General features: G+C 56.1%; 24 protein-coding genes. 13 read left to right on the top strand and 11 right to left on the bottom strand.

Translation table 11 applies throughout. The features are described from left to right. The first annotated feature begins 11 nt into the window (after nt 1-11). From rng to tldD, 3 genes are read left to right on the top strand one after another with little or no spacing between them, the layout of a single operon-like run. On the top strand, nt 12-1,475 hold the full coding sequence (rng, locus tag RO22_RS08290) for a ribonuclease G (protein WP_041158045.1): 1,464 nt from the start codon (nt 12-14) through the stop codon (nt 1,473-1,475). Nucleotides 1,476-1,477: 2 nt separating this feature from the next. Continuing rightward, on the top strand, nt 1,478-5,329 hold the full coding sequence (locus RO22_RS08295; protein ID WP_041158046.1) for a YhdP family protein: 3,852 nt from the start codon (nt 1,478-1,480) through the stop codon (nt 5,327-5,329). Continuing rightward, entirely contained in the window at nt 5,326-6,777 is a 1,452-nt protein-coding gene (gene tldD, locus RO22_RS08300; protein WP_041158047.1) for a metalloprotease TldD, read from the top strand. Before RO22_RS08295 ends, tldD begins: the two co-directional genes overlap by 4 nt. Before the next feature lie 37 nt (nt 6,778-6,814). On the opposite strand, the gene yjgA is transcribed toward tldD, so the two are convergent. Then, on the bottom strand, nt 6,815-7,336 hold the full coding sequence (yjgA, locus tag RO22_RS08305; RefSeq protein ID WP_039859781.1) for a ribosome biogenesis factor YjgA: 522 nt from the start codon (nt 7,334-7,336) through the stop codon (nt 6,815-6,817). A gap of 123 nt (nt 7,337-7,459) precedes the next feature. Between yjgA and pmbA the strand changes: the two genes are divergently transcribed. Beyond that, entirely contained in the window at nt 7,460-8,800 is a 1,341-nt protein-coding gene (gene pmbA, locus RO22_RS08310; RefSeq protein ID WP_041158048.1) for a metalloprotease PmbA, read from the top strand. A 16-nt stretch (nt 8,801-8,816) separates the two neighbouring features. Here the strand turns inward: pmbA and RO22_RS08315 are convergent, their stop codons facing one another. From RO22_RS08315 to RO22_RS08360, 10 genes are all read right to left on the bottom strand, one after another. Then, nucleotides 8,817-9,086: an HPr family phosphocarrier protein gene (locus RO22_RS08315; RefSeq protein ID WP_027959080.1), complete on the bottom strand. Its 270-nt coding sequence runs from the start codon at nt 9,084-9,086 to the stop codon at nt 8,817-8,819. Between the two features lie 45 nt (nt 9,087-9,131). Next, nucleotides 9,132-10,064 (bottom strand): RNase adapter RapZ, encoded by a 933-nt coding sequence (gene rapZ, locus RO22_RS08320; RefSeq protein ID WP_022523939.1) that lies wholly within the window; start codon nt 10,062-10,064, stop codon nt 9,132-9,134. A gap of 87 nt (nt 10,065-10,151) precedes the next feature. Continuing rightward, nucleotides 10,152-10,622: a PTS sugar transporter subunit IIA gene (locus tag RO22_RS08325; protein WP_039859784.1), complete on the bottom strand. Its 471-nt coding sequence runs from the start codon at nt 10,620-10,622 to the stop codon at nt 10,152-10,154. 4 nt (nt 10,623-10,626) lie between these two features. Then, nucleotides 10,627-10,935 (bottom strand): ribosome hibernation-promoting factor, HPF/YfiA family, encoded by a 309-nt coding sequence (hpf, locus tag RO22_RS08330; RefSeq protein WP_007114683.1) that lies wholly within the window; start codon nt 10,933-10,935, stop codon nt 10,627-10,629. A gap of 97 nt (nt 10,936-11,032) precedes the next feature. Further along, nucleotides 11,033-12,445 carry an RNA polymerase factor sigma-54 gene (locus RO22_RS08335; RefSeq protein ID WP_041158049.1) on the bottom strand — a complete coding sequence of 471 codons (1,413 nt, stop codon included), beginning with the start codon at nt 12,443-12,445 and terminating at the stop codon, nt 11,033-11,035. A 129-nt stretch (nt 12,446-12,574) separates the two neighbouring features. Next, nucleotides 12,575-13,324, bottom strand: a complete 750-nt coding sequence (lptB, locus tag RO22_RS08340) for an LPS export ABC transporter ATP-binding protein (RefSeq protein WP_022523936.1) — start codon at nt 13,322-13,324, stop codon at nt 12,575-12,577. Between the two features lie 11 nt (nt 13,325-13,335). Then, entirely contained in the window at nt 13,336-13,851 is a 516-nt protein-coding gene (lptA, locus tag RO22_RS08345; RefSeq protein WP_009287774.1) for a lipopolysaccharide transport periplasmic protein LptA, read from the bottom strand. An 11-nt stretch (nt 13,852-13,862) separates the two neighbouring features. After that, nucleotides 13,863-14,432 carry an LPS export ABC transporter periplasmic protein LptC gene (gene lptC, locus RO22_RS08350; protein WP_022523935.1) on the bottom strand — a complete coding sequence of 190 codons (570 nt, stop codon included), beginning with the start codon at nt 14,430-14,432 and terminating at the stop codon, nt 13,863-13,865. Next, nucleotides 14,433-14,975: a KdsC family phosphatase gene (locus RO22_RS08355; RefSeq protein WP_022523934.1), complete on the bottom strand. Its 543-nt coding sequence runs from the start codon at nt 14,973-14,975 to the stop codon at nt 14,433-14,435. 52 nt (nt 14,976-15,027) lie between these two features. Next, entirely contained in the window at nt 15,028-16,014 is a 987-nt protein-coding gene (locus RO22_RS08360) for a KpsF/GutQ family sugar-phosphate isomerase (protein WP_022523933.1), read from the bottom strand. 326 nt (nt 16,015-16,340) lie between these two features. Here RO22_RS08360 and RO22_RS08365 point away from each other — a divergent pair, with 326 nt between their 5' ends. The 9 genes from RO22_RS08365 to hisD all read left to right on the top strand — a co-directional run bounded on the left by RO22_RS08365 (nt 16,341) and on the right by hisD (nt 23,244). Further along, a complete protein-coding gene (locus RO22_RS08365) occupies nt 16,341-17,153 on the top strand; it encodes an ATP-binding cassette domain-containing protein (protein WP_041158050.1) in 813 nt (270 codons plus the stop codon). Nucleotides 17,154-17,220: 67 nt separating this feature from the next. Continuing rightward, nucleotides 17,221-18,021 (top strand): lipid asymmetry maintenance ABC transporter permease subunit MlaE, encoded by an 801-nt coding sequence (gene mlaE, locus RO22_RS08370; protein WP_035539165.1) that lies wholly within the window; start codon nt 17,221-17,223, stop codon nt 18,019-18,021. A 16-nt stretch (nt 18,022-18,037) separates the two neighbouring features. Continuing rightward, entirely contained in the window at nt 18,038-18,502 is a 465-nt protein-coding gene (gene mlaD, locus RO22_RS08375; RefSeq protein WP_022523930.1) for an outer membrane lipid asymmetry maintenance protein MlaD, read from the top strand. 90 nt (nt 18,503-18,592) lie between these two features. Further along, nucleotides 18,593-19,234 carry a phospholipid-binding protein MlaC gene (locus RO22_RS08380; protein ID WP_081742670.1) on the top strand — a complete coding sequence of 214 codons (642 nt, stop codon included), beginning with the start codon at nt 18,593-18,595 and terminating at the stop codon, nt 19,232-19,234. Continuing rightward, entirely contained in the window at nt 19,231-19,569 is a 339-nt protein-coding gene (locus RO22_RS08385) for a lipid asymmetry maintenance protein MlaB (RefSeq protein WP_027959089.1), read from the top strand. The genes RO22_RS08380 and RO22_RS08385 overlap by 4 nt, the downstream gene beginning before the upstream one ends. A gap of 93 nt (nt 19,570-19,662) precedes the next feature. Beyond that, complete coding sequence (locus RO22_RS08390; RefSeq protein WP_022523927.1) at nt 19,663-19,914, top strand: BolA family protein; 252 nt, start codon at nt 19,663-19,665, stop codon at nt 19,912-19,914. 10 nt (nt 19,915-19,924) lie between these two features. Next, nucleotides 19,925-21,187, top strand: a complete 1,263-nt coding sequence (murA, locus tag RO22_RS08395) for a UDP-N-acetylglucosamine 1-carboxyvinyltransferase (RefSeq protein ID WP_027959090.1) — start codon at nt 19,925-19,927, stop codon at nt 21,185-21,187. Nucleotides 21,188-21,248: 61 nt separating this feature from the next. Beyond that, on the top strand, nt 21,249-21,902 hold the full coding sequence (gene hisG, locus RO22_RS08400; protein WP_022523925.1) for an ATP phosphoribosyltransferase: 654 nt from the start codon (nt 21,249-21,251) through the stop codon (nt 21,900-21,902). A gap of 25 nt (nt 21,903-21,927) precedes the next feature. Further along, nucleotides 21,928-23,244: a histidinol dehydrogenase gene (hisD, locus tag RO22_RS08405; protein ID WP_022523924.1), complete on the top strand. Its 1,317-nt coding sequence runs from the start codon at nt 21,928-21,930 to the stop codon at nt 23,242-23,244. Nucleotide 23,245: the final 1 nt, after the last annotated feature.

Genomic DNA, 23,245 nt, shown 5'->3' on the forward strand with positions numbered 1-23,245 from the left:
AGGAATTTTGCATGAGCGGTGAAGTTCTCATCAATTTAACGCCAATGGAAACCCGCGTCGCGCTGGTTGAAAATGGCGTTTTGCAAGAGGCACTGATCGAGCGTTCCCGTCGGCGTGGCATCGTGGGCAATATCTACAAAGGCAAAGTAGTGCGTGTGTTGCCTGGTATGCAGGCTGCCTTTGTTGATATTGGCTTAGAGCGGGCGGCATTTATTCATGCCCACGAAGTGATGCCACCTGGCACGCCGCTCGATGAGCAGCAGACCATCGGCCAGTTACTTCATGAAGGCCAGGCGTTGGTGGTGCAGGCGACCAAAGACCCTATTGGAAGTAAAGGTGCGCGCTTAACCACGCACCTCTCGATCCCTTCCCGCTATTTGGTGTATATGCCCGACTCGCCGCATCACGGCGTTTCGCAACGCATCGAGGATGAGCGTGAACGCGAGCGATTAAAAGCCCTGCTGGATAACAGCGTGGCGGAGCAGACGCTGGAAGTGACGGGGGGCTTTATTGTCCGAACTGCCGCGGAAGGCGTAGGTGACGAAGAGCTAAAAGGCGATATGCACTTTCTGTTGCGGCTGTGGCGTAAGGTGAGTGAGCGTAAAGTCACCGCGACGCCACAAAGCGTCATTTATGATGATTTGCCGCTCTTTATGCGCACTCTGCGCGACGTAATGCGCGACGATATTGAAAAAGTGCGTATCGATTCGCGGGAAAACTTCGTCAAACTGGTCGAGTTTGCCGAAGAGTTTATGCCCGATGCCGTTGAGCGGATTGAGTACTACCCAGGTGAGCGCCCCATCTTTGATCTCTACAGTGTCGAGGATGAGATCCAGAAAGCCTTGGGTCGCAAGGTGCAGCTGAAATCCGGTGGTTATCTGGTGATTGACCCCACCGAGGCAATGACCACCATTGATGTTAATACCGGCGGCTATGTGGGTCACCGCAATCTTGAAGAGACCATTTTCAAAACCAACCTTGAGGCGGCCACGGCGATTGCCCGCCAACTTCGGTTGCGCAACCTGGGCGGTATCATCATTATCGACTTTATCGATATGAACGATGTTGAGCATCAGCGGCAAGTGTTGCGAGTATTGGAAAAAGCCTTAGAGCGCGACCACGCTAAAACCAAGTGTACCGGTGTTACCGAGCTTGGCTTGGTTCAGCTTACCCGCAAGCGCACCCGGGAGAGCCTAGAGCAAACGATGTGTGAAGCGTGCCCAACCTGCAGTGGGCGCGGCACACTTAAAACGCCAGAAACCGTCTGCTACGAAATTTTCCGTGAGATTCTGCGCGAAGAGCGTGCCTACAGTGCTGAAACTTATATGGTGCTTGCATCGCAGCCCGTTGTTGACCGCTTACTAGATGAAGAGTCAGCGGCAGTGGCTGACCTGGAGACGTTTATCAATAAAACGATCCGTTTTCAGGTTGAGCAACACTACTCCCAAGAGCAGTACGATATTGTGCTGATGTAACCATGCTGACTCGTTCGCTGGTGCGTTGGAGTTTGCTGATAGCGGCCTGGCTTTTGGGCAGCGCGGCTGTGCTGCTGTTGCTGCTGCGTCTAGCGATCAGCCAATCCGATGCCCTTACCCCCCACATTGAAGCGTTACTCGAGGCGCGCATTGGCGTGCCGGTGACCATCGAGCGCTTATCGCTATCGCTAGCGCGTAGCGATCTACTGCTACGGCTTGACGGGGTGAACGCGGAAACCCCCGATGGCCAAGCACTCTTTTCCCTTGAGCATGCGGGGCTGCGCTTAGATACCTGGGCGTCGTTTGCCAATCTGGCACCGATTTTTAGTGATGCGCGTATCAGTGGTACACAGTTTCACCTCTATCAAGGTTCGGGGAGGTCTTTACAGTGGCCTGAGCCTGCGGAGTTACCGCTATTGATGGCGGCAGAACCCGATGTGGATCTGGCCACAATTGATAGCTGGGCGGGCTTGATTCTACGCCAACGCCTGTGGGTGGATGACACGCGGGTTGTACTGCACGGCAAAGACGACACCGTGATGCTGCATGCTCAGACACTGCTGCTGACCGGTGATGAGCGGCGCACAAGGTTAGAGGGCGCCATCAATATTGCCCCATCGTTAGAGCAGGCTCGCGATATAGACCTTCCTGCGGCGGAAATGAAGGTCGAAATGCAGCCCGGCCGACGAGGTTTTAGCGATTTTTCGGCAGCACTGCAGTTGGATATTCAGCTTGATCAGTTAGTGGTTCTGGCGGATATGTTTCGACCTGATCATGCCGCCTATTTAGAGCAAGCCGGTGGCAGTGCGCGGCTATGGGGGCGTTGGAGCGCTGGACGCCTTGAGGAAGCTCGTGTTGCCGTCGACGTTCCACAGTTGACGCTTCGCCACCAGGTTCAGTACGCGGTGTTAAGAGATATTAAGGCCAATGGCCTGTGGAAGCGCGACGGCGAAGGTGGTGAGGCGTGGCTAAGCGGCGACGCGGAGAGCGTTGAGTGGGCCCAGCCCCCTGGAGGTAACGTTGGGCCAGCGTTGCCACGCCACTGGCATGCCACCCACCAACCAGGACAGTGGGAAGTGAGCACCAGCGCCTTTGAGCTTGCCTCGCTGACCGCTTGGCGTGACTACGTATTGCTCCCTGAATCCGTCACCCGGGTATTGCAAACCCTCGCTCCCCGTGGGCAAGTCGAGGGTTTGCACGTGGGGCAGCAGGATGGCCACTGGGGAGTGGATGCGGCGCTAACCGGCGTGGAGGTCTCACCGTGGCAGCAGGCACCGGGCGGAGGCCCGCTGGATGCCTGGGTACAGGCGCGGGATTTACGCGGCCGCGTGCTGTTTAGCAGCAACGGTGAAAGCACCCTCTACTTTCCTGAGTTTTTTGCCGCTCCCATGCAACTGCGACGTGCTGAAGGGGAAGTGGAGTGGGTATACGACGGCCCCAATACCATGGTAAGTGGCAAGCGTCTAAGCGTCGACTGGGACGGCGCCCAGATAGCGGGCGGCTTTGGTTTGGTGACGGGTAATCAGCGCGGGCATTTTGGTTTAGACCTCAATTTCAGTGACGTGGATGCTGTTGAGCGTCCGCTGGCCCAGTGGTTGCCGCTCAGCGTCATGGATGACGAGCTTCGCGAATGGCTGCTTAATGATATTGGTGGCTACGTGAGCGAGGGCTCTCTGCAGCTTAGCCAACCGTTAGGCGAAGGGGCGACCGCCAACGACTTTACTGCAACGCTCGCTCTGGCGGTGACCCAAGGACATTTGCCGATCGCGCCAGGCTGGCCACGTCTTGACGACGTCGAGGGGCGCTTAAAGTGGCAAAACAGAGTGTTAGAAGCTGAAATTGATAACGCCCAGAGCCATGGCATCACTGCTTCAGAGGGTGAGGTGGTGATGGAGGATGAGACGCTCAACCTTTCGGGGCAGTTAAAATCGGATGGGCCAGCGCTGATATCATTTTTACAGGCAATGCCCGAGATTGATCTTTCCCCACTAAGTGATTTGCGCGTAACGGGTGGCGTTAACGGCGATATTGCGTTGTCGTTGCCGTTGGCAAACCCTGAAGCGCTGCAACTGGAAATCAATGCTCGGCCACGCTTTCCGGAAGTGGTGTATAAACCGCTCGATCTACGTCTTCAATCGGTTGAGGGGGATCTCGCCTGGCTTCAAAACGGGAAGAGTTCAGGTCTCGTCGGTGAGGTTAGTGGGCAGTTGCTGGGAGGCCCTATCAACGCTGATATTGATACTCAACGCAACGACATACAGCTGCAGGGGAGTGTCACCACTGGGGCGCTTTTTGGGCTTGCAGGGTTGAATAGTCAAGGGCGTATGCCGCTAGAAGGACCGCTAGAGTGGCAGGGCCGTGTCGCCCTAACGCCAACGCCCATCCTGCGCTTGGAGAGTCGTTTAGTCGGCGTCACCAGTCATCTTCCCGAGCCCTTTGCAAAATCGTCACAGCAGGCCTGGCCCTGGACATTAACCGCCGATATGGACACAAAACGTATCGAAAGCCGCCTAGCCGATATCGCTTCTGCACGACTGCAACAGCTTAATGGCTCGCTTGCCGGGACGCTAAATTTAGGCAGCCAGGCGGTGCGCCTGCCCGACTGGCCCTCCCAGCCAGGGGTTAGTATCGATGCTGCCCTACCTCGCATTGACCCGCTAGCGTGGCAGCAGGCGATTTCACCGCTAATGCCCAGCGGGTTGCTCAGTGCGTCGGGTGGAGGTACTCAAATACCGTTGGCGGTCTCGTTAGCCACACCCTGTGTGGTTTACCAAAGGGAGTGTTTAGGCAGCCTTAACGCGTCGGGAGGCGTGAACGATAGCCGGATCGATTTGGGGCTAAGCGGTAATCTGGTCACTGGGCATTTACTGTACGATGCCCAATCACCGCAACCGTTAGATGTGGCCATTGAAGCGCTGGCGCTTGATCGCTTGCTGGCGTTAGCCAATGTTGAACACGACAGCGATGCTCCGATGCCAGACTCCTGGATGGAAACGGTCGATACCCAGCGCAAGGTGCCTGTGGCCATTCCTGATTGGCTAGCCGATGTGCCCAATGGACGATTACGCTTAGCCGAAATTGCTATGGGGCCGCGCCGCTTCGGCCCTTTGACTGCTTACTGGAAAACTGACGGCGAGCGTTTTTCGCTTACCCCCGTTGGCTTAACCCTGGGTCAGCTCTCTGCGCGAGGTGAGCTTTACTGGGAGGGGGACGCTGTTTCCAGTCATACCCGTGCGGACATTACGATTCAGGGTGGCGACATCGGCACCGCCCTTGAGCGTCTTGACCAACCGGTGGCCATGCGTAGCCGAAGTACCGATGTGGCTGCTTCGCTTGATTGGCCGGGGGCGCCCTGGCAGTTGGAGTTAAGCCGCTCAGATGGCTATATCAGTACCGACATTCGTGATGGCCGCTTTGTCACTCTGGAATCGGCACCTGCGCGCTTAATTGGCTTGCTCAATTTCGATAATATTTTACGTCGTCTACGCTTGGATTTTTCCGACGTTACCGGCCGCGGCACGGCATTTGACCGTGTTAAGGGGACGGCTGATGTTACTGGTGAGTTGCTGACGCTGCGCGGGCCATTGCAAATTGATACTCCGGCCACCACCCTAACGCTTACCGGCAGTGTCAACCTGGTGACGCGTGAACTTGACCAGCGGCTTGGCGTCACACTACCAGTGACGCAAAGTTTACCGATCGCGGCGATTGCCGTTGGCGCACCCATCGTGGGTGGCGCGCTGTTCCTTGCTGACCAGCTGTTTGGCGACGCCTTAGATCGCGCCACGACACTCCATTATCGCGTGCGAGGCCCTTGGACTTCGCCGCAGGTTACTTTAGAAGGCCCCCAATGACCGCATATAAAAGTGATGTAGATACGGCCGCCGCCATTCTGTTGACCCCCGGAGGGCTCGATTTAGAGGCTCTGGAAACGGGGTTGGGCTACGCCATGGGCGCGGGCATTGACTATGCCGATCTCTATTTCCAGCGTACCTGGCAAGAGGGCTGGGTACTGGAGGATGGAGAGGTAAAAGAGGCCAGCTACAATATTGACGGTGGCGTCGGCGTACGCTCACTGGCAGGTGAAAAGACTGGCTTTGCCTACTCCAACCAAATAACGGCCGATGCGCTAATGGACACCGGCCGCACGGCGGCAGGCATCGTCCGCAGCGGTCAACGTCTGCCTGGACAGTTGGTGCGCCCGGTATCCGCCATGTCGCGCTATGCGGGAATCGACCCCCTGGCCGGGCTAAGCGCGGAAGACAAAGTCGCCATGCTAAAACAGGCTGACAAAATCGCGCGTGCTGCAGACCCGAGCATCAGTCAAGTGAGTGCTTCTCTTTCAGGTACCTACGAAGTAGTGCTGGTGAGGGCAAGCGATGGCACCTTGGCGGCGGATATTCGCCCGCTGGTGCGCTTTAATGTCAGCGTTATCGCGGTTAAAAATGGTCGTCGTGAACGCGGCAGTGCGGGCGGCGGTGGCCGTTACTCCATGGCCAAGCTGCGCGATGACCAAGTTGCCGAGCAGTACGCCAAAGAGGCGGTGCGTCAGGCACTGGTCAACCTGGAAGCCGTCGATGCGCCCGCGGGGCAAATGCCTGTGGTGCTGGCGTCGGGGTGGCCGGGAATTTTGCTTCATGAAGCCGTCGGCCATGGTTTGGAAGGGGATTTCAACCGTAAGGGCAGTTCCGCTTTTGCTGGCAAAATGGGCGAGCGCGTGGCCGCAAAAGGTGTGACGATTGTCGATGATGCGACACTATCGGATTGCCGTGGCTCGATGAGCGTGGATGACGAGGGCACGCCGGGCCAATACACGCCGCTTATCGAAGACGGCATTTTGACTGGCTATATGCAGGACAAACTCAATGCCCGCTTAATGGGTATGGCCCCCACTGGCAATGCGCGACGCGAATCCTTTGCCCACCTGCCGATGCCGCGCATGACGAATACGGTCATGCTTGCGGGCCAAGATGAGCCCAGCGATATTATCAAAAGCGTTAAGCGCGGTATTTACGCGGTGAGCTTTGGGGGCGGGCAGGTGGATATCACCTCTGGCAAATTTGTGTTCTCTGCCAGCGAAGCCTACTTGATTGAAGACGGTAAGGTGACGGTGCCGGTGAAAGGCGCCACCTTGATTGGTAACGGGCCGGAAGCGATGCAGCGTGTTTCCATGATTGGCCATGATATGGCGCTGGATACCGGCATTGGCGTGTGTGGTAAAGAAGGGCAGGGCGTGCCGGTGGGTGTGGGCCAGCCCACCCTGAAATTGGATGAGCTGACCGTCGGCGGCACGCAGTCTTGATAGGCGGTCTTGAAAAACCGTCTTAAAGAGGCTGTTTTTAAAGTGCAAGGGTTTCGCGCAGGTGTTTGAAGAGCTTGCGCGAGCTGGTCGGCGGTTTGCCCTGTTCGCGTTCCCGCTGGGCGTTGCGAATCAATTGACGCAGTGTCTGGCGATCGGCGTCGGGGTGCTCCGCCATAAACAGGTCAACTGCCGCATCGCCCTCGTCAATTAAGCGTTCCCGCCATTTTTCCAGTCGGTGGAACGCGTGGTCGCGCTGCTCTTGCTCCTGGTCGATGGAGTCGAACACGGCTTGAATGGCGGTAAGATCCTCTTTACGGATCAGCTTACCGACATACTGCATATGGCGGCGGCGACCTTCATGGGAGCGAATACGCGAGGTTTCCTCGATAGCGCGTAGCATATCGTCAGAGAGGGGGAAACGGGCGCGTTCCGCCGGTCGCATGGCGATTAAGGTTTCCCCAAGTGCCTGTAAGGCATGCATTTCGCGTTTGAGTTGCGACTTGCTAGGGCGTTCTTCCTGTTCTTCTACTTCAACGGGATCGGGACGTTGCTTACGCATAGTGTGACTCACAGACAAGATTCGTGGCGGCATTATACCAGCTGCGAGTACAACATTGATTCGCCGATGACACTCTCTTGCAAGACTTTGGTTGAGAGGCATTCGGTTGAAATAGGAGGCCATATGGCACAGGCATTTGATGCATCCGCGCAGCAGTCGCTATTGACCGCGCGCGCCGAAGAGGCGTTAGCGCTGGCGAAGCGCTTGGGCGCGGATGCTGCCGAAGTAGGCGCAAGCGTCGATCAGGGTATAGGCGTTAGCGTACGCCTGGGCGAAGTTGAAACGGTTGAGTTATCCCGTGACCAAGGCATTGCCGTCACGCTATACGTGGGTCAACGTAAAGGCAGCGCTTCATCCACTGATGCCAGCAGTGCCTCGATCCAGGCAGCCGTAGAGAAAGCGCTGGCGATTGCCCGCTATACCGGCGAAGACCCGGCCGCAGGGCTGGCCGATGCCTCCCTTATGGCTACTGAGTTGCCCGATCTAAAAGTGCACTACACCTGGGCGCTCACAACGGATGAGGCGATTGAGTTAGCGCTTGCCTGCGAGCAGGCGGGGCGAGACGTTGACGGCATCTCACAGTCAGATGGCGCGTCTCTCTCCAGTGGCGAAGGGGTGCGCGTTTACGCCAATAGCCACGGCTTTTTAGGTACCCAAAAGGGCAGTAGTCACTCTCTTTCTTGCATGCTGATTGCCCAAGACGCGAGCGGTATGCAGCGTGATTATGACTACACCTCTGCCCGTGACCCCAAGGCGCTACGTGACCCCGCTGAGGTGGGGCGCGAAGCCGCGATGCGTACGCTGCGCAGGCTAGGTGCTAAACGGCCGCCAACGGGCACCTTTCCGGTGCTGTTTGACCCATCGTTGGCCAGTGGCTTGATTGGCCACCTGCTCGGTGGGTTAGCCGGTGGTGCGCTTTACCGGCAGGCCTCGTTTTTGTGCGACCGGCTCGGTACACCATTGTTTCCCGACTGGTTTAGTCTCGAAGAGCGGCCAATGGAGATTGGCGCCACGGCAAGCTCACCGTTTGATGGCGAGGGCGTGCAAACGCGCAATAATCGCTTTATCGATCAGGGACGCATTGCCAGCTATATGCTCTCTTCTTACAGCGCTCGTCGTCTCGATATGCAAACCACGGGCAATGCCGGTGGGGCACGTAACGTGCGTTTAGCAACGCCACTGCAATCACGCGAAAGCTTGTTGCAAGAGATGGGGCGGGGTATTTGGGTGACTGAGTTGATGGGCCAAGGTGTCAACGGTGTGACCGGTGACTATTCCCGCGGTGCAGCAGGTTTTTGGGTCGAAAATGGAAAGGTGCAGTACCCGGTCGAAGAGTTCACCATTGCCGGAAACCTGGAGCGGATGTTTGCTGGCTTAGTAGGTATTGGCGATGACACTGATACCCGTGGCAGTGTTCACACGGGTAGCTGGTTGATTGATGCCATGACCGTGGCGGGGGACTAACAAGCCAAGCGGCGGCTTACTGATCCTCCTCAAAGCGGGCGTCGAACAGCGCTTGAATCGCTTCAAGCGCCTGTTCGGCGTCATCGCCTTCGGCGGTGATTCTAAGCTCGGTGCCACAAGGTGCGGCAAGCATCAGCAGTGACATGATATTGGCGGCGTCGGCGGCCTGTTGCTGTTTGTAAACGCGTATTTTTGCCGTGAACTGTTGGCCGCATTTGACCAGTTTTGTCGCCGCGCGAGCGTGTAGCCCGCGTTGATTGGTAAGTGTAAGTATGCGTTCTGGCACCCTGGTTCCTTTTCGCCGAGTGGTGTCATTAATGGATAGACGCGCTTAAGAGGTCTCTGGCCGCTCGTTAGGTGTGGAAGCGCTGACGAGGGGAGCGGCCAACTGTTCGCTTATGGTGTAGTGCAGACCCAGTTCGCGGTGGCGAAGTTGAACTTCGCCCATGCTAGGAGTCAATTTTTCCGCTAACTTCTCGGCCATATAGACCGAGCGGTGCTGGCCACCAGTACAGCCAATCGCGATAGTCATGTAGCTACGTTGGCTATTCTGGTAAGCGGGTAGCCAACGCTCTAGCCAGGCCAAGATGTCGTCGCTCATGGCATCAACAATCGGATAGCTGTTCAAAAAAGCCACGATTTCCGCGTCGCGGCCAGTGAACTGGCGCAGCGTTGGATCCCAGTACGGATTTGGCAGGCAGCGCACATCGAAGACCAGGTCGGCGTCTAACGGTACGCCGCGTTTATACCCAAACGATTCCAGCGTTAGCGTCAGCTTGTCGCGCCGCTGATGGGCTACTTGGTCGGTAATGCGACGGCGTAAATCGTGCACCGATAATCGTGATGTATCGATCAATAGATCGGCCAGATCGCGAATATCCTCTAGCGTCGTCTCTTCTTTATTGATCGCCTCTTCCAGCGTCATTTCGCTATCGCGGGTCAGCGGATGACGGCGACGCGTTGCTGAGTAACGCTCAAGCAGTATGCGCGCATCGGTGGTCAGGTAAATAACTTGAAAGTCGATTTTACGCTGGCGCAACTCGTCTAATAAAGAGGGCAGGCGCTCCAGAGCTCCCGGCAAATTGCGGGCATCAATACTCACCGCTAAATGTGCTCGGTCGCCCTGGTCACGCAGTTCATCCACCAACGACCCCAGCAACATAGCTGGGAGGTTATCAATCGCGTAGTAGCCAAGATCTTCCAGCGCTTGCAAGGCGATAGATTTACCTGACCCGGAGCGGCCGCTAATGATCACCAGTTGCATAGAGTCTCTCTTTGCTTTGATCAAGCTGCGTTGAGGGTGGTGAGCGGATAACCTGCTGTGATCTGCCCTGAACAGGGTTTCAGACCCTTAGGCCGCTGATTGCTCGCGAATTTTGGCGGTAATCAGCTCAAGCAGTTCGCGCTGGCTGGCTGCTTTACGCAGTTGCTGGCGCGTGTCCGCATCATTCATGATGGTCGCTACCTGACCCAGTAGTGAGAGATGCGTGTCATCTGCCTCTTCGGGTACCAACAGGACAAACACCAGATCTACCGGGTCGCCGTCGATAGCGTCAAAATCGATCGCTTCAGCCAGTTTCAAAAATCCAGCGATAGGGGCGTTGCAGTGGGGGCTACGCGCATGAGGAATAGCCACGCCGTTACCAATACCCGTACTACCTAAGCGCTCGCGGCCGATTAAACGGCTAAACACTTCTTGGCTGTCCAGGCTGGGGATATTTTGGGCGATAAAGGTGCTGTAAAACTCCAGCACCCTTTTTTTGCTGCCCCCGGGGACGTCGAACAGAACGCGTTCCGGGGGGAGTATGGTTTCCAACGTCATTGAATTAACGCACACCGGCGCCTTGGGCGCGAGCTTGTGCTTTTTCCTTGTGTTTAACGAGTTGACGGTCGATTTTGTCCGCTAGTGCGTCGATAGCGGCGTACATATCACTGTCTAGGGCTTCCGCATGTAAGTCAGCACCTGCGGCGTGCAGCGTACAGGCGGCCTGCTGGCGCTCTTTCTCCACTGATAAGGTGACTTGCACCGTAGTTATATTGTCGTAATGGCGCTCTACACGCTCAAGCTTCTCGTTGACATAGTCACGCAAGGCGTCAGTCAGTTCTACGTGATGACCAGTGATATTTACTTGCATTGACGTGCTCCTTATCCATCGGACTGTACTTCGATTGTAACCCTTTTTGCCGCGTTGCAAAGCCCTTGTCGAGAGTTTCCCTGAAACGTTAACGAAGTTAGCGCAAACGACGCCGTTCACTGGAAGAGGGAATGCCCATGGCTTCACGGTATTTCGCCACCGTACGACGCGCCACTTGAATCCCTCCTTCGCCTAATAGCGTCACTAAGCGGCTGTCTGAAAGCGGCTTGCCGGGCGGCTCCTCTTGAATCAGTTTCTTGAGTCGTGCACGGATGGCGGTGCTGGAGTGGCTGTCGCCATCTTGACCGCTCACCTGGCTTGAGAAAAAGTATTTGAGTTCAAACACACCACGGGGTGTATGGATATATTTTTGCGTCGTTACCCGTGAAATAGTCGACTCGTGCATCTCCACGGCTTCGGCAATGTCGGCCAGTATCAGTGGTTTCATGGCTTCTTCGCCGTGCTCTAAAAAGCCAATCTGGCGGGTAATGATTTCGCGACCAACACGCAGCAGCGTATCGTTTCGGCTAGAGAGGCTCTTGATCAACCAGCGCGCTTCCTGCAAGTGCTCTTTGAGAAACTGGTTGTCATCGCTTTTATCCGCACGCTTAATCAAGCTGGCGTAGTCGGGCTGAATGCGCAGCCGTGGCAGGGCCTCGGGGTTGAGCTCTAAATGCCAGCCTTCATTATCGTGGCGGACGACTAGATCGGGGGTGACATAGCTGTCATCGGTGTCGCCGTAGGCGCTGCCTGGGCGTGGGTCTAGGCTGCGAATAAGCAGGATGACATCGGCCAGCTGTTCGTCGTCGAGCCCTAGACGGCGTTTCAGCAGACGCATATCGTCTTTGCCAAGCGCTTCGAGAAACTGCCGCACCAAGCGGCGGGCGGGAACCAGCAGTGGCGTATGATCGGGGAGAGCGGCGAGCTGCAGCATCAAGCATTCACGCAAGTCACGGGCAAATATGCCGGTCGGCTCAAACTGCTGGAGCTTGAGTAGAATGGTTTCCACTTCGCGCTGGCTTAGCCCGTCAATGCCCTGGGCACGAAGCCCTTCACGGATGTCGTTGAGCGGCTGGGTCAGGTAGCCGTTGGCGTCTAGCGCGTCGATTAAACTTTCCGCGACAAGCTGCTCGCGAGCGCTAAAATCGGTCATGGCGAGTTGCCACAGCAGGTGGCCATGAAGGCTCTGCCCGGCTGCCTGGCGCTCAAAGTCGGGGCCTTCGCTGCTGCCCCCCTGGCTTCCCATATCTTGATAGGTATCTGACCAGTCGCTATCTACCGAGAGCTCAGTAGGGATGCTCTCTGACCACTCTTCTTCCTTAGGCTCGCTGACAGCCTGTTCACTAAATTCATCTTCCTGCTCCAGCATGGGATTGGCATCGAGGGCCTGCTGAATTTCTTGACGAAGATCTAGCGTAGAGAGTTGCAGCAGCGCAATGGCCTGCTGCAACTGGGGCGTCATGGTCAGCTGTGTGCCGATACGCAGTTGGAGAGAAGCTTTCATGACCATCTGAGAACCACTCGTTAATCAGAATGCTCCACCCTAGTGCGAGTGAGTGCTTGGCGCAAGTGCAATAAGCATGCCATTGGTCGTAAAGTTGTTTTAAAGCGCTATTTAGGGGCGATTAAGGCAAAAACATTACAGGCGAAAATCGGCGCCCAAATACACATCCCTTACTTTTTGGTTGGTGAGAATCGAGGCGGGCGAGCCACTGGCGATGATTTGCCCATCGCCGACGATATAGGCGATATCGCAAATGTCTAGTGTTTCACGCACGTTGTGATCGGTGATCAGCACGCCGATATGGCGCTGTTTCAGTGCACGAATGATGGTTTTAATCTCACCTACCGAGATGGGGTCAACGCCCGCAAAAGGCTCATCGAGCAGAATAAAAGCGGGCTCTGTGGCTAGCGAGCGGGCTATTTCTACACGCCTGCGCTCGCCGCCCGAAAGGCTCATGCCCAGGTTGTCGCGAATATGGGTGATATGGAAGTCTTCGAGTAGCGCTTCCAGGCGCTGTTCGCGATCGCTGCGGTTAAGCTCTTTGCGGGTCTCGAGTATCGCCATAATATTCTCGGCAACCGAGAGTTTGCGGAAAATAGACGCCTCTTGAGGTAGATAGCCAATCCCCGCGGCTGCGCGCTCGTGCATGGGGGCGCGCGTTAAATCCACATCGTCGATACCCACCTTGCCAGCGTCGGATTTGACCAGCCCAACAATCATATAAAATGAGGTGGTTTTGCCCGCGCCGTTGGGGCCCAAAAGGCCAACGACACTGCCTTGGGATATCTCCAGATTGATGTCTTTGACCACTCGGCGGCGTTTGTAGCTTTTAGCCAGGTGGTGGGCATAAAGGGTTTTGATCGGCGCAGTGTCAGCAGTGGCCACAGCTAGGCTCCCTATTGTTCAGGCTGAAGGGTCATGCGTATGCGCTGGGGCTCGCTGCCATCAACGTCAGAGCGCGCTTGAATCACTTCTCGGTCAATAAAATACTCAAGGCGACCGCCACTAAAGGTGTCCTCTTGCTGGGTCAGTTCGGCTTGGTCGATCAGCTCTACGCGACGCTCGGCGACGTGATAAATAATCCGCCGCGCCCAGCCTTCCGTGGGGCCTTCTTGCCCTTCGCCTTGATGGCGCAAGTAGGCGCGCTCACCGGTAGCGGTGGCTGTCGAGAGTTCGCCCGCGTCGTTGCGTTCGATCTCTACCCGCTCGCCGCGCAGTTGCATTTCGCCTTGGCGAATGTCCACATCCCCAGTATAAACAGCTGTGCCTGCCCGCTGATCAAGATCTAAACGGTCGGCTTCCACTTCCACTGGGGCCTGGGAAGATGAGTTGGTTTGGGCTAACACTGATAAAGGTATCGCTAAACCGAACAGTGCAGTGTAGAGCAGGGCTGGGGAAATCATGGCTTTCATGGCGGTTCCTATTAGCGTTGTGTGGCCGGGGGGTGCGTGCCGCGCACATTATCCGTTAAGCGAACCTGGCTGGTGTTAAGCCAAACGTCCATACGTGAAGCGCTCATTTGCTGCGGCGGTTGCTGCATCAATACCGGTGTGTCACTCCAGGCATGCTGCTCGAGGCCATCATAGTGCAGTAGCTCGGTATCTAGCTGCCAGCCTTCATCTGGTGCAAACAGTCGAGCCGAACCTGACAGCAGCAGGGCTTGGGTAGCGGTGTTGAGCGTGCCTACATCGGCGCTGGCCAGCCACTGACGGTTTTCGCTGTCATACAGTACTGCCTCGGGCTCTTCCGTCCAGGTTTCGCTGCGCTGCGGGGTATGGATAAGGCGCGGTGTTTTTAGCGACTGCATGACACTGCCGTTATCCCCGAATAGGGTAATCTCGGCATTTTCCAGCACGTGGCCAGGTTCCTGAGCCTGTGCTTCGGGATCGATGCTGGTGTCTTGAGGCCCGCGGGGGTCAAGCCATACCAGCAGAATCCCCAGCGCGATGACTAGCCCGGCTAACCAGAGGCGTACTTTAAAGCGTTTAAACATTTACGTGCGGCCGTGCAGATAGGTGTCGAGCACCGCGCCCCAGTGTCCTTGAGATTCAAGCAGCGTATCGCAGATCTCACGTACGGCACCGTGGCCACCCAGGCGTTCGGTAGTCCAGTCGGCGTGGGTATGCATATAGTCCGGCGCGTTTGGCACGGTAATGCCGACGCCGCAACGTTTGATAGCCGCTAGGTCGGGTAGGTCGTCGCCACAATAAGCCACCTGCTCTAGTTCAATATCGAGGCGCTGGCAGAGCCCGCGCAGTGTGGCCAGCTTGTCTTCACAGCCTTGGTGAACATGGTCAATGCCGAGTGCCGCCGCGCGTTGGCTAACCATGGGGGAGTCGCGCCCGGTAATCAACGCGACATGTACGCCCACGCGTTTGAGAAGCTTTAGCCCGTGGCCATCCTGGGTGTGGAATGCTTTGATTTCGATACCATCGGCCTGAAAGTAGAGGCGCCCATCGGTAAGGACGCCGTCAACATCCAGTGCTAGCAGGCGTACACGGCGGAGTTGGTCGAGTAGCGAGGCAGGTAGGGTCATAGAACCTCCATATCAATCAGTTCGTAAAGCAGGTCGTGTTGGCGCCGCTGGGTTAAATAACGCCGCTGGCGAGCAGGTCGTGCATATGTAGAGCCCCAATTGGGCGCTGTTGTTCATCAACCACCGCTAGCGCGGTAATACGGCTTTCTTCCATGATGCGTACCGCTTCGGCCGCCAGGATATCGGGGCCTATGCGCTTGCCCGGCCGGGTCATGACATCATCAACGCGCACGTCGCGCAGATTATGGAATTGATCCAGCGTGCGGCGTAGATCGCCATCGGTGTAGACCCCCGCTAATCGTCCTTCGCTATCCACTACGCAGGTAAAGCCAAGCCCTTGCCGGGTAATTTCGAGTAATGCGTCGCGCAGCGGGCTGCCCAATGCGACTTGGGGCAGGCGTGCGCCGTCGTGCATGAGGTCTCTAACGCGTAGCAGTAAGCGCTTGCCCAAACTGCCGCCGGGGTGGGAGAGGGCAAAATCTTCAGCGGTAAAGCCGCGTGCTTCCAGTAACGCAACCGCCAGTGCATCACCCAGGGCGAGGGCAGCGGTGGTGGAACTGGTGGGGGCTAGATCGAGCGGGCAAGCCTCACGCTCGACGCCACTGTTTAGGTGCGCATCAGCGTGCTTGGCAAGCGTGGAGTGGGGCCGCCCCGTCATGCTGACCAGCGGTGTGCCCAGGCGTTTAAGCAGTGGTAGCAGAGCAGTGACTTCGGCAGTTTCGCCCGAGTTAGAGAGCGCCAACACTACATCTGCGCGGGTAATCATGCCTAGATCGCCATGGCTGGCTTCGCCGGGGTGAACGAAAAAAGCCGGCGTGCCGGTACTGGCAAGTGTCGCCGCTAGCTTGCCAGCAATATGCCCCGACTTGCCCATACCGGTCACCACTACACGACCTTGGCAGGCGAGAATTAGCTCACAGGCGCGATCAAAGCTTTCGTCTAGCTTAGCCTGAAGGCCTCCAATCGCTGCCTGCTCGATTTGTAGCGTACGCAGTGCGCTTTCACGTAGTAGGCTGGAGGGGGCGATAGGCTGGCGCATAGCGTTTTCTCTTAACAAATGAAAATATAAAAGTAGTAACCGGTAAGAATAACATCTCGACACCTCTAATAGGCAGTAATTGAGGCGACTCCCTGGGGGGCATACCCGCATCACCAGGGCCGAGAGCAGGTTTAGGCGAGGGTAAGCAAGCCTTTGCAACTTTGATAACCCTGAACAATAGGAAAGCCCATTCGTGCAGTAATGCCTTGTAGCGTTATAGTACAATGTTCGATAATGTTTTAGAAACGCTGTTTTCTAATTGCGATAGCCGCAAGTAGGGTATGCTATACAGCTTTAGTCGCGCCTCGTTAAGAGTCAACTGATCCATGACAGATGCACCCTTTATAGAAATTGAAGAGCTTTACTTTTCGCGTGGTGATCACGAAATTTTCCGTGGTGTGAATATGACCATACCGCGGGGTAAAGTAACCGCGATCATGGGGCCAAGTGGTACCGGTAAAACCACGCTACTGAAGCTGATCGGCGGCCAGCTAACCCCGGAGAGTGGTCGAATACTCATTGATGGGCAGAATGTTCATAAACTGTCCCGGAAGGCGCTATTCACGCTACGCAAGCGGATGGGAATGCTGTTTCAGAGTGGTGCGCTGTTTTCTGATTTGGATGTGTTTGAAAACGTTGCCTTTCCGCTGCGGGTGCATACGGATTTACCCGATACTATGGTGCGTGACCTGGTGTTGCTCAAGCTACAGGCGGTCGGCCTGCGTGGAGCGCGACACTTAACGCCTGCGGAGCTGTCCGGAGGGATGGCGCGCCGGGTCGCATTGGCTCGTGCGGTGGCGCTGGATCCAGAACTGATTTTGTATGATGAGCCGTTTGTTGGTCAGGATCCCATCTCTATGGGCGTGTTGGTGCAGCTAATCAAGCGCCTTAATCAAGCGCTGCAGCTAACCTCGGTGGTGGTCTCCCATGATATCAAGGAGACCTTGAGCATTGCGGACTATCTCTATCTGATCGCCGATGGCCAGGTGGTAGCCCATGGCACACCGCAAACCCTGGACACAAATCAAGATCCCCGGGTTAGCCAGTTTATTCATGGCGAACCTGATGGGCCGGTACCATTTCACTACCCCGCTGAGGCGTTTTATCGCGATATTCTGGGCGGGGCTCCGGTTAAATAGAACCGCTAGAGTGGGTGACATAAGGCGCTTAAATGCACCAAAGCAGGGTAAATAAAGGGCAGAGTTAATGCAGTCAAAGTTCTCTAATAGCGCCGCACGTGTTACACGGCTGGGGCGCCGAGGGTGCGACTTAATGGAAGCATTGGGTCGAGCGGGCGTGTTTCTATTCCAGTCGGTGGTCGGCGTGCCTTCCCGGGAAGGCTGGCGATTATGGTTGCACCAGATGCACTTTGTGGGCGTGCTTTCGTTAGCCATTGTATTGGTGTCGGGGCTGTTTATCGGCATGGTGCTGGCACTGCAGGGCTATACCATTTTGGTCGATTTCGGGGCTGAGCAGGCGCTGGGACAAATGGTGGCACTGTCGCTATTGAGGGAGTTAGCCCCAGTGGTGGCAGCACTACTGTTTGCTGGCCGGGCGGGATCTGCGCTCACCGCCGAGATCGGTTTAATGAAAGCGACAGAGCAGCTCACCAGCATGGAGATGATCGGTGTTGACCCACTGCGCCGCGTGGTGGCGCCACGCCTATGGGCAGGCTTTGTGTCACTGCCTATTTTAACGGTTGGGTTTAGTGTCGTGGGCATCTGGGGCGGCTACTTGGTGGGCGTGGAGTGGCTAGGCGTCTTCGAGGGCTCTTACTGGAGCAACATGCAGGCCAATGTAGCCTTTATCAGTGATATCGGTAACGGCATGATCAAAAGCGCCGTATTTGCTTTGGTGGTGACCTGGATCGCGGTATTTCAAGGTTATGATTTGGTGCCCACTTCTGAAGGTATTTCCCGCGCTACTACGCGCACGGTGGTGTATTCGTCGCTTGCAGTATTGGGGCTTGATTTTGTGTTGACCGCCATTATGTTTGGCGGCCTTTAATGGCTGGAGCAGTTTCATGAAACGCAGTAAAACCATGGAGTTCGGTGTGGGCCTGTTTATGGTGGCGGGCATTCTGGGGCTGGTGTTCCTCGGCCTACGTGTGAGTGGACTGACGCTCTCAGCGCCCACGCAGTCGTTTCAGTTAGAGGCCAACTTCGCCAATATTGGCAGTTTAAAACCCCGTGCCAGGGTCACCATGGCGGGTGTGACAGTGGGGCGGGTAGAAGCCATTGAACTGGATACGCAGTGGTTCGATGCGCGGGTCGTTCTTAGCCTGGATAGCGAACTTGAGGGTCAGCTCTCCAAAGACTCGATTGCCTCGATCCTGACCGCAGGCTTATTAGGTGAGCAGTACATTGGCCTTAGCGTGGGCGGCGACCCTGAAATGTTGGAGGATGGCGATACGATTCGTGACACCCAGTCGGCGCTGGTGTTGGAAGAACTTATCCAGCAGTTTGTGTCCAATATGGCAACTAACTAGTGTTTCAAACGGCAGGCACTAATCCAGTGTAATAACGGGCCCAGTGCAATACCGGGTGGGGAGATGATGGTTATGAATGGAGTGAACTTGATGATGGGTCGTTGGTTATTGGTGGTAATGATGATGGCGGCGTTAATGGTGCCACTGCAGTCACAGGCGCAGTCTCAGACGCCAGAAGCAATGATTCGCGATAACGTTGAGTCACTGATGTCGGAGCTCGAAGGTCGCAAGGATTATTACGCCAATAATCTTAGCGAGCTTGAGGCGTTAGTGGATAGCAACCTCGAACAAGTGGCGGATTTCCGCTATATCGGGGCCAGCGTGATGGGGAACTACTTCCGCAACGCTTCCCCGGAACAGCGCCGTCGTTTTGTCGATGTGTTTCGCCAAACGCTGATTGATACTTATACTCGTGGGCTAGTGACGTTTGATTATGATGAGCTGCGGGTGCTGAATGCCCAGCAGGCTCAGCGCTATGACGACCAGGCCAGCGTTGCCATGGAAGTGGTGGCCAATAACGGCAAGGTGTACCCCGTAAGCTATAGCCTGAGACTCTCCGACGGCGAATGGCGGGTGGTTAACGTGATCGTTAACGGTATTAATCTGGGTCTGACGTTCCGCAATCAGTTTGACCAAGCCATGCGCGATAACAATCGTGATTATGACGCGGTTATTGACGGATGGTCACCTGAAGTGGGCGTTGAAGAGCTTGAGCAGGGAGGCGATGCGTGACAGTGCTGTTTTCACGCCCCAGTGTAACGGTTAGTGTAGAAAACACTACCTTGCTGGTGGAAGGTGATGTGGAGGTATCCTTGGCGGCCGATTTGGCCGCCTGTGGTGTTAAATGGCTCAAGCACACCGAGCTAACTTCGCTTAGCTTAGACTTTAGTCGCATTGAGAAGGCTAGCAGCGCTGCCATTAGCGTGCTGTTTGAATGGCTTCGAATTTGTCGGCAGCGCGGTATCCATATCCAAGCCATTCTTTTTTCAGCGCCGCTACGCCGACTTGCCTCCCTGGCTGAGTTGGATGCTTTGATCGATCAGCCTGCGGCTACTCTGGCCGTTTAACGCTCCGGCATCGCCAAGCGCACTGCTTTTCTTTATTATGTCGACCCAATTACGTTCATTAATAACGATGACCCCAAAGGAGTTTTCTGCGCCATGCAACCCAACGAGGTAAAAGCACTGCTTGAATCCCGTATCGACGGATGTCAGTTCCATATCCAGGGTGAAGGCTGTAATTTTCAGGTGATTGCGGTTGGCGATGCCTTTGAAGGTCTCTCTCCGGTCAAACGTCAGCAGCTTGTCTACGCTGCGCTGAGCGATGAGATCGCCTCGGGTGCGCTCCACGCTATTAGCATCAAAACGTTTACCCCGGTGCAGTGGCAAACTGCACCGGAAAACGTTCAATAACGGTCGCCCCATGGATAAATTAATCATTACCGGCAATGGGTCGGTAGACGGTGAAGTGTGGGTGAGTGGCGCTAAGAATGCGGCGCTGCCTATTTTATGTGCCAGCCTGTTGGCCGATGGCCCCGTGGTGATTGGTAACTTGCCGCACTTGCAGGATATTACTACCACCTTAGAGCTGCTCGGCCGCATGGGCGTTGAGCCGGTGATGGGCGAAAAGCTGAGTATTCAGTTGGATGGCTCCCAAGTCACTCAGTGTCACGCACCGTATGAGCTGGTTAAGAAAATGCGTGCCTCGATACTGGTGTTGGGCCCTCTGCTTGCCCACTTCGGTAAAGCCGATGTATCGCTACCCGGTGGTTGCGCCATTGGCTCGCGCCCGGTGGATTTGCATATTCGCGGTTTAGAAGCCATGGGGGCGGAGATTCGCGTTGAGGCTGGCTATATCCGCGCGCGGGTGGACGGTCGTCTAAAAGGGGCAACTATCTACTTTGATACCGTGACAGTGACCGGTACCGAAAACCTGCTGATGGCGGCGACCCTAGCCGATGGCAAAACCGTTCTGGAAAACGCTGCCCGCGAGCCTGAAATTGTCGACTTGGCTGAGTGCTTGATCAAAATGGGCGCTAAAATCAGCGGTCAAGGCACTGACACCATTACTATCGAAGGCGTCGAAAAACTGCACGGTTGCGAGCACGATGTCATGCCCGACCGTATCGAGACAGGCACCTTTCTAGTTGCCGCCGCCATGACTGGCGGACGGGTGAAGGTCAAGCGCACCCGGGCCGATATCCTGGACGCGGTCATTGCCAAGCTGGAAGAGGCGGGTGCGGAAGTCACCAGTGGTGACGACTGGATCGCCCTGGATATGCACGGCAAACGGCCTAAGGCGGTGAATATTCGTACTGCGCCTTATCCAGCGTTCCCTACCGATATGCAGGCGCAGTTCGTGGCCATGAACGCAGTGGCCGTGGGGCACTCTCGGGTGGTCGAGACGATCTTCGAAAACCGCTTTATGCATGTTCAAGAGCTTAACCGCATGGGCGCCAATATCGTGCTGGAGGGCAACACCGCCTTGATCGAGGGGGTCGAGAAGCTTTCCGGTGCACCGGTAATGGCAACCGATCTGCGCGCGTCGGCTTCGCTGGTGATTGCGGCCATGATGGCCGAGGGGGAAACTCTAGTAGACCGCATCTATCACATTGACCGTGGCTACGAGTGTATCGAAGAGAAATTGCAGCTGCTGGGTGCGCGCATTCGCCGTATTCCTGGCTAGACCATTTCTACTGAGTCTCTGCTGCTAAGCCCCTGCATGCTAATAACCACTGGGCAACACGATGAGTAAGCAACTGATTTTAGCCCTCTCGAAGGGCCGTATTCTGGAAGAGACGCTGCCACTACTGGCCGATGCGGGTATTACACCTGCAGAGGATTTAAGCAAAAGTCGTAAGCTGCTATTTGATACTAACTTGCCCGACGTAAAACTGGTGATTATCCGTGCCACCGACGTGCCCACCTACGTTCAGCTAGGGGCAGCCGATGTCGGTATCGCAGGTAAAGATGTGCTGCTTGAGCACGGTGCCGAAGGGCTTTATGAGCCGTTGGATTTGGAAATTGCCCGCTGTAAGTTGATGACCGCGGGTGTGACCGGCCAGTTGCCAGCCCGTGCCCGGCGTCGGGTGGCAACGAAATTTGTTAACGTGGCGCGACGCTACTACGCCGAGCAGGGAATTCAGGCTGAGGTGATCAAACTTTATGGCGCTATGGAACTGGCGCCGTTAATGAATCTCGCCGATGAAATTGTCGATATCGTCGATACTGGCAATACCCTGCGGGCGAATGGTATGGAGCCGCGTGAGCTTATTGCCCATATCAGCACCCGGCTGGTGGTGAATAAGGCCGCCATGACCATGAAGCATGAGCGTATTAAGCCGTTACTAGAGCGCTTGGACAGTGCGGTCAAAAAGCGTCAGACCCAGCTTGCCGAATGATGTGAGGTGACCCATGAGTGAACCCATGAGCAAACAGACGACTGCAACGATTTCACGCCTATCGACAAGCGATGATGCCTTTAACCATCGACTTGATGCGCTGTTAGATTGGGAAGGGGTGTCTGACAAAGCGGTGCAGGCGCGGGTCGAAGAAATTCTTGCCAGTGTAAAGCAGCGCGGCGATGCTGCGGTAGTGGAAGCCACGAATCGTTTTGACCGACTTGCGGCTACCTCGATGGACGAATTGCAGTTAACGCCCGAGCAGTTGAAAAGAGCGTTCGATAACTTGCCTGCTGAGCAGCGCGAGGCGCTTTCCAGCGCCGCCGAGCGGATTAAGTGCTACCACGAGCGTCAGAAGCCCAGCTCCTGGCAATACGAAGAAGCAGACGGCACGGTACTGGGGCAGAAAGTTGCCCCCCTGGATCGCGCCGGTATTTATGTTCCTGGCGGCAAAGCTGCCTATCCCTCGTCAGTGCTGATGAATGCGATTCCTGCTCATGTGGCCGGCGTGCGCGAAATCGTTATGGTCGTGCCTACGCCGGATGGCGTGCTCAATGAGTTGGTGCTGGCAGCGGCTCACTTGGCGGGAGTCGACTATGTGTTTACCATCGGCGGCGCTCAGGCCGTAGCCGCCCTTGCCTACGGCACTGAAAGTGTTCCTCGAGTCGATAAAATAGTTGGGCCGGGCAATATTTATGTGGCCACGGCGAAGCGTGCAGTATTTGGTCAGGTGGGAATTGATATGATTGCCGGGCCCTCGGAGATTATGGTGGTTTCCGATGGTCAGACTGATCCCGATTGGCTGGCAATGGATCTATTTTCTCAAGCCGAACACGACGAAGATGCCCAGGCGATCTTGGTGAGCTGGGATGCCGGACACTTAGATGCTGTGGAGTCGGCAATTGAGCGGCTACTGCCGACCTTAGAGCGCAAAGAGATCGTGCGTGAGTCGCTGCGTAAGCGAGGAGCGTTAGTGCTCTGCCAGGACGCCCAAGAAGCGATTACGTTGATTAACCGGATTGCTCCTGAGCACCTGGAGCTTTCGGTGGCTGCCCCCGAGACGTGGTTAGACGATATTCGTCATGCCGGGGCAATCTTTATGGGGCGTTACACCGCCGAGGCGCTGGGTGATTACTGTGCCGGGCCAAATCACGTGCTGCCTACCTCTGGCACGGCGCGCTTCTCTTCACCGTTGGGGGTTTACGATTTCCAGAAGCGCTCTTCGATTATTCACTGCTCCGCAGACGGTGCTTCTGAGCTGGGCAAAATCGCCTCGGTATTGGCGCGAGGTGAATCACTCACCGCCCACGCCCGCTCCGCGGAGTACCGGATTCGCGATTGAT

Source organism: Halomonas sp. KHS3 (genome assembly GCF_000830495.1).
Lineage (GTDB): Bacteria > Pseudomonadota > Gammaproteobacteria > Pseudomonadales > Halomonadaceae > Vreelandella > Vreelandella titanicae.

Coding starts and splice junctions, on each gene's coding strand:
- rng (WP_041158045.1), top strand. CDS start 12: ATGAGCGGTGAAGTTCTCATCAATTTAACGCCAATGGAAACCCGCGTC.
- RO22_RS08295 (WP_041158046.1), top strand. CDS start 1,478: ATGCTGACTCGTTCGCTGGTGCGTTGGAGTTTGCTGATAGCGGCCTGG.
- tldD (WP_041158047.1), top strand. CDS start 5,326: ATGACCGCATATAAAAGTGATGTAGATACGGCCGCCGCCATTCTGTTG.
- yjgA (WP_039859781.1), bottom strand. CDS start 7,336: ATGCGTAAGCAACGTCCCGATCCCGTTGAAGTAGAAGAACAGGAAGAA.
- pmbA (WP_041158048.1), top strand. CDS start 7,460: ATGGCACAGGCATTTGATGCATCCGCGCAGCAGTCGCTATTGACCGCG.
- rapZ (WP_022523939.1), bottom strand. CDS start 10,064: ATGCAACTGGTGATCATTAGCGGCCGCTCCGGGTCAGGTAAATCTATC.
- RO22_RS08325 (WP_039859784.1), bottom strand. CDS start 10,622: ATGACGTTGGAAACCATACTCCCCCCGGAACGCGTTCTGTTCGACGTC.
- hpf (WP_007114683.1), bottom strand. CDS start 10,935: ATGCAAGTAAATATCACTGGTCATCACGTAGAACTGACTGACGCCTTG.
- RO22_RS08335 (WP_041158049.1), bottom strand. CDS start 12,445: ATGGTCATGAAAGCTTCTCTCCAACTGCGTATCGGCACACAGCTGACC.
- lptA (WP_009287774.1), bottom strand. CDS start 13,851: ATGAAAGCCATGATTTCCCCAGCCCTGCTCTACACTGCACTGTTCGGT.
- lptC (WP_022523935.1), bottom strand. CDS start 14,432: ATGTTTAAACGCTTTAAAGTACGCCTCTGGTTAGCCGGGCTAGTCATC.
- RO22_RS08355 (WP_022523934.1), bottom strand. CDS start 14,975: ATGACCCTACCTGCCTCGCTACTCGACCAACTCCGCCGTGTACGCCTG.
- RO22_RS08360 (WP_022523933.1), bottom strand. CDS start 16,014: ATGCGCCAGCCTATCGCCCCCTCCAGCCTACTACGTGAAAGCGCACTG.
- RO22_RS08365 (WP_041158050.1), top strand. CDS start 16,341: ATGACAGATGCACCCTTTATAGAAATTGAAGAGCTTTACTTTTCGCGT.
- mlaE (WP_035539165.1), top strand. CDS start 17,221: ATGCAGTCAAAGTTCTCTAATAGCGCCGCACGTGTTACACGGCTGGGG.
- mlaD (WP_022523930.1), top strand. CDS start 18,038: ATGAAACGCAGTAAAACCATGGAGTTCGGTGTGGGCCTGTTTATGGTG.
- RO22_RS08380 (WP_081742670.1), top strand. CDS start 18,593: ATGATGGGTCGTTGGTTATTGGTGGTAATGATGATGGCGGCGTTAATG.
- RO22_RS08390 (WP_022523927.1), top strand. CDS start 19,663: ATGCAACCCAACGAGGTAAAAGCACTGCTTGAATCCCGTATCGACGGA.
- murA (WP_027959090.1), top strand. CDS start 19,925: ATGGATAAATTAATCATTACCGGCAATGGGTCGGTAGACGGTGAAGTG.
- hisG (WP_022523925.1), top strand. CDS start 21,249: ATGAGTAAGCAACTGATTTTAGCCCTCTCGAAGGGCCGTATTCTGGAA.
- hisD (WP_022523924.1), top strand. CDS start 21,928: ATGAGCAAACAGACGACTGCAACGATTTCACGCCTATCGACAAGCGAT.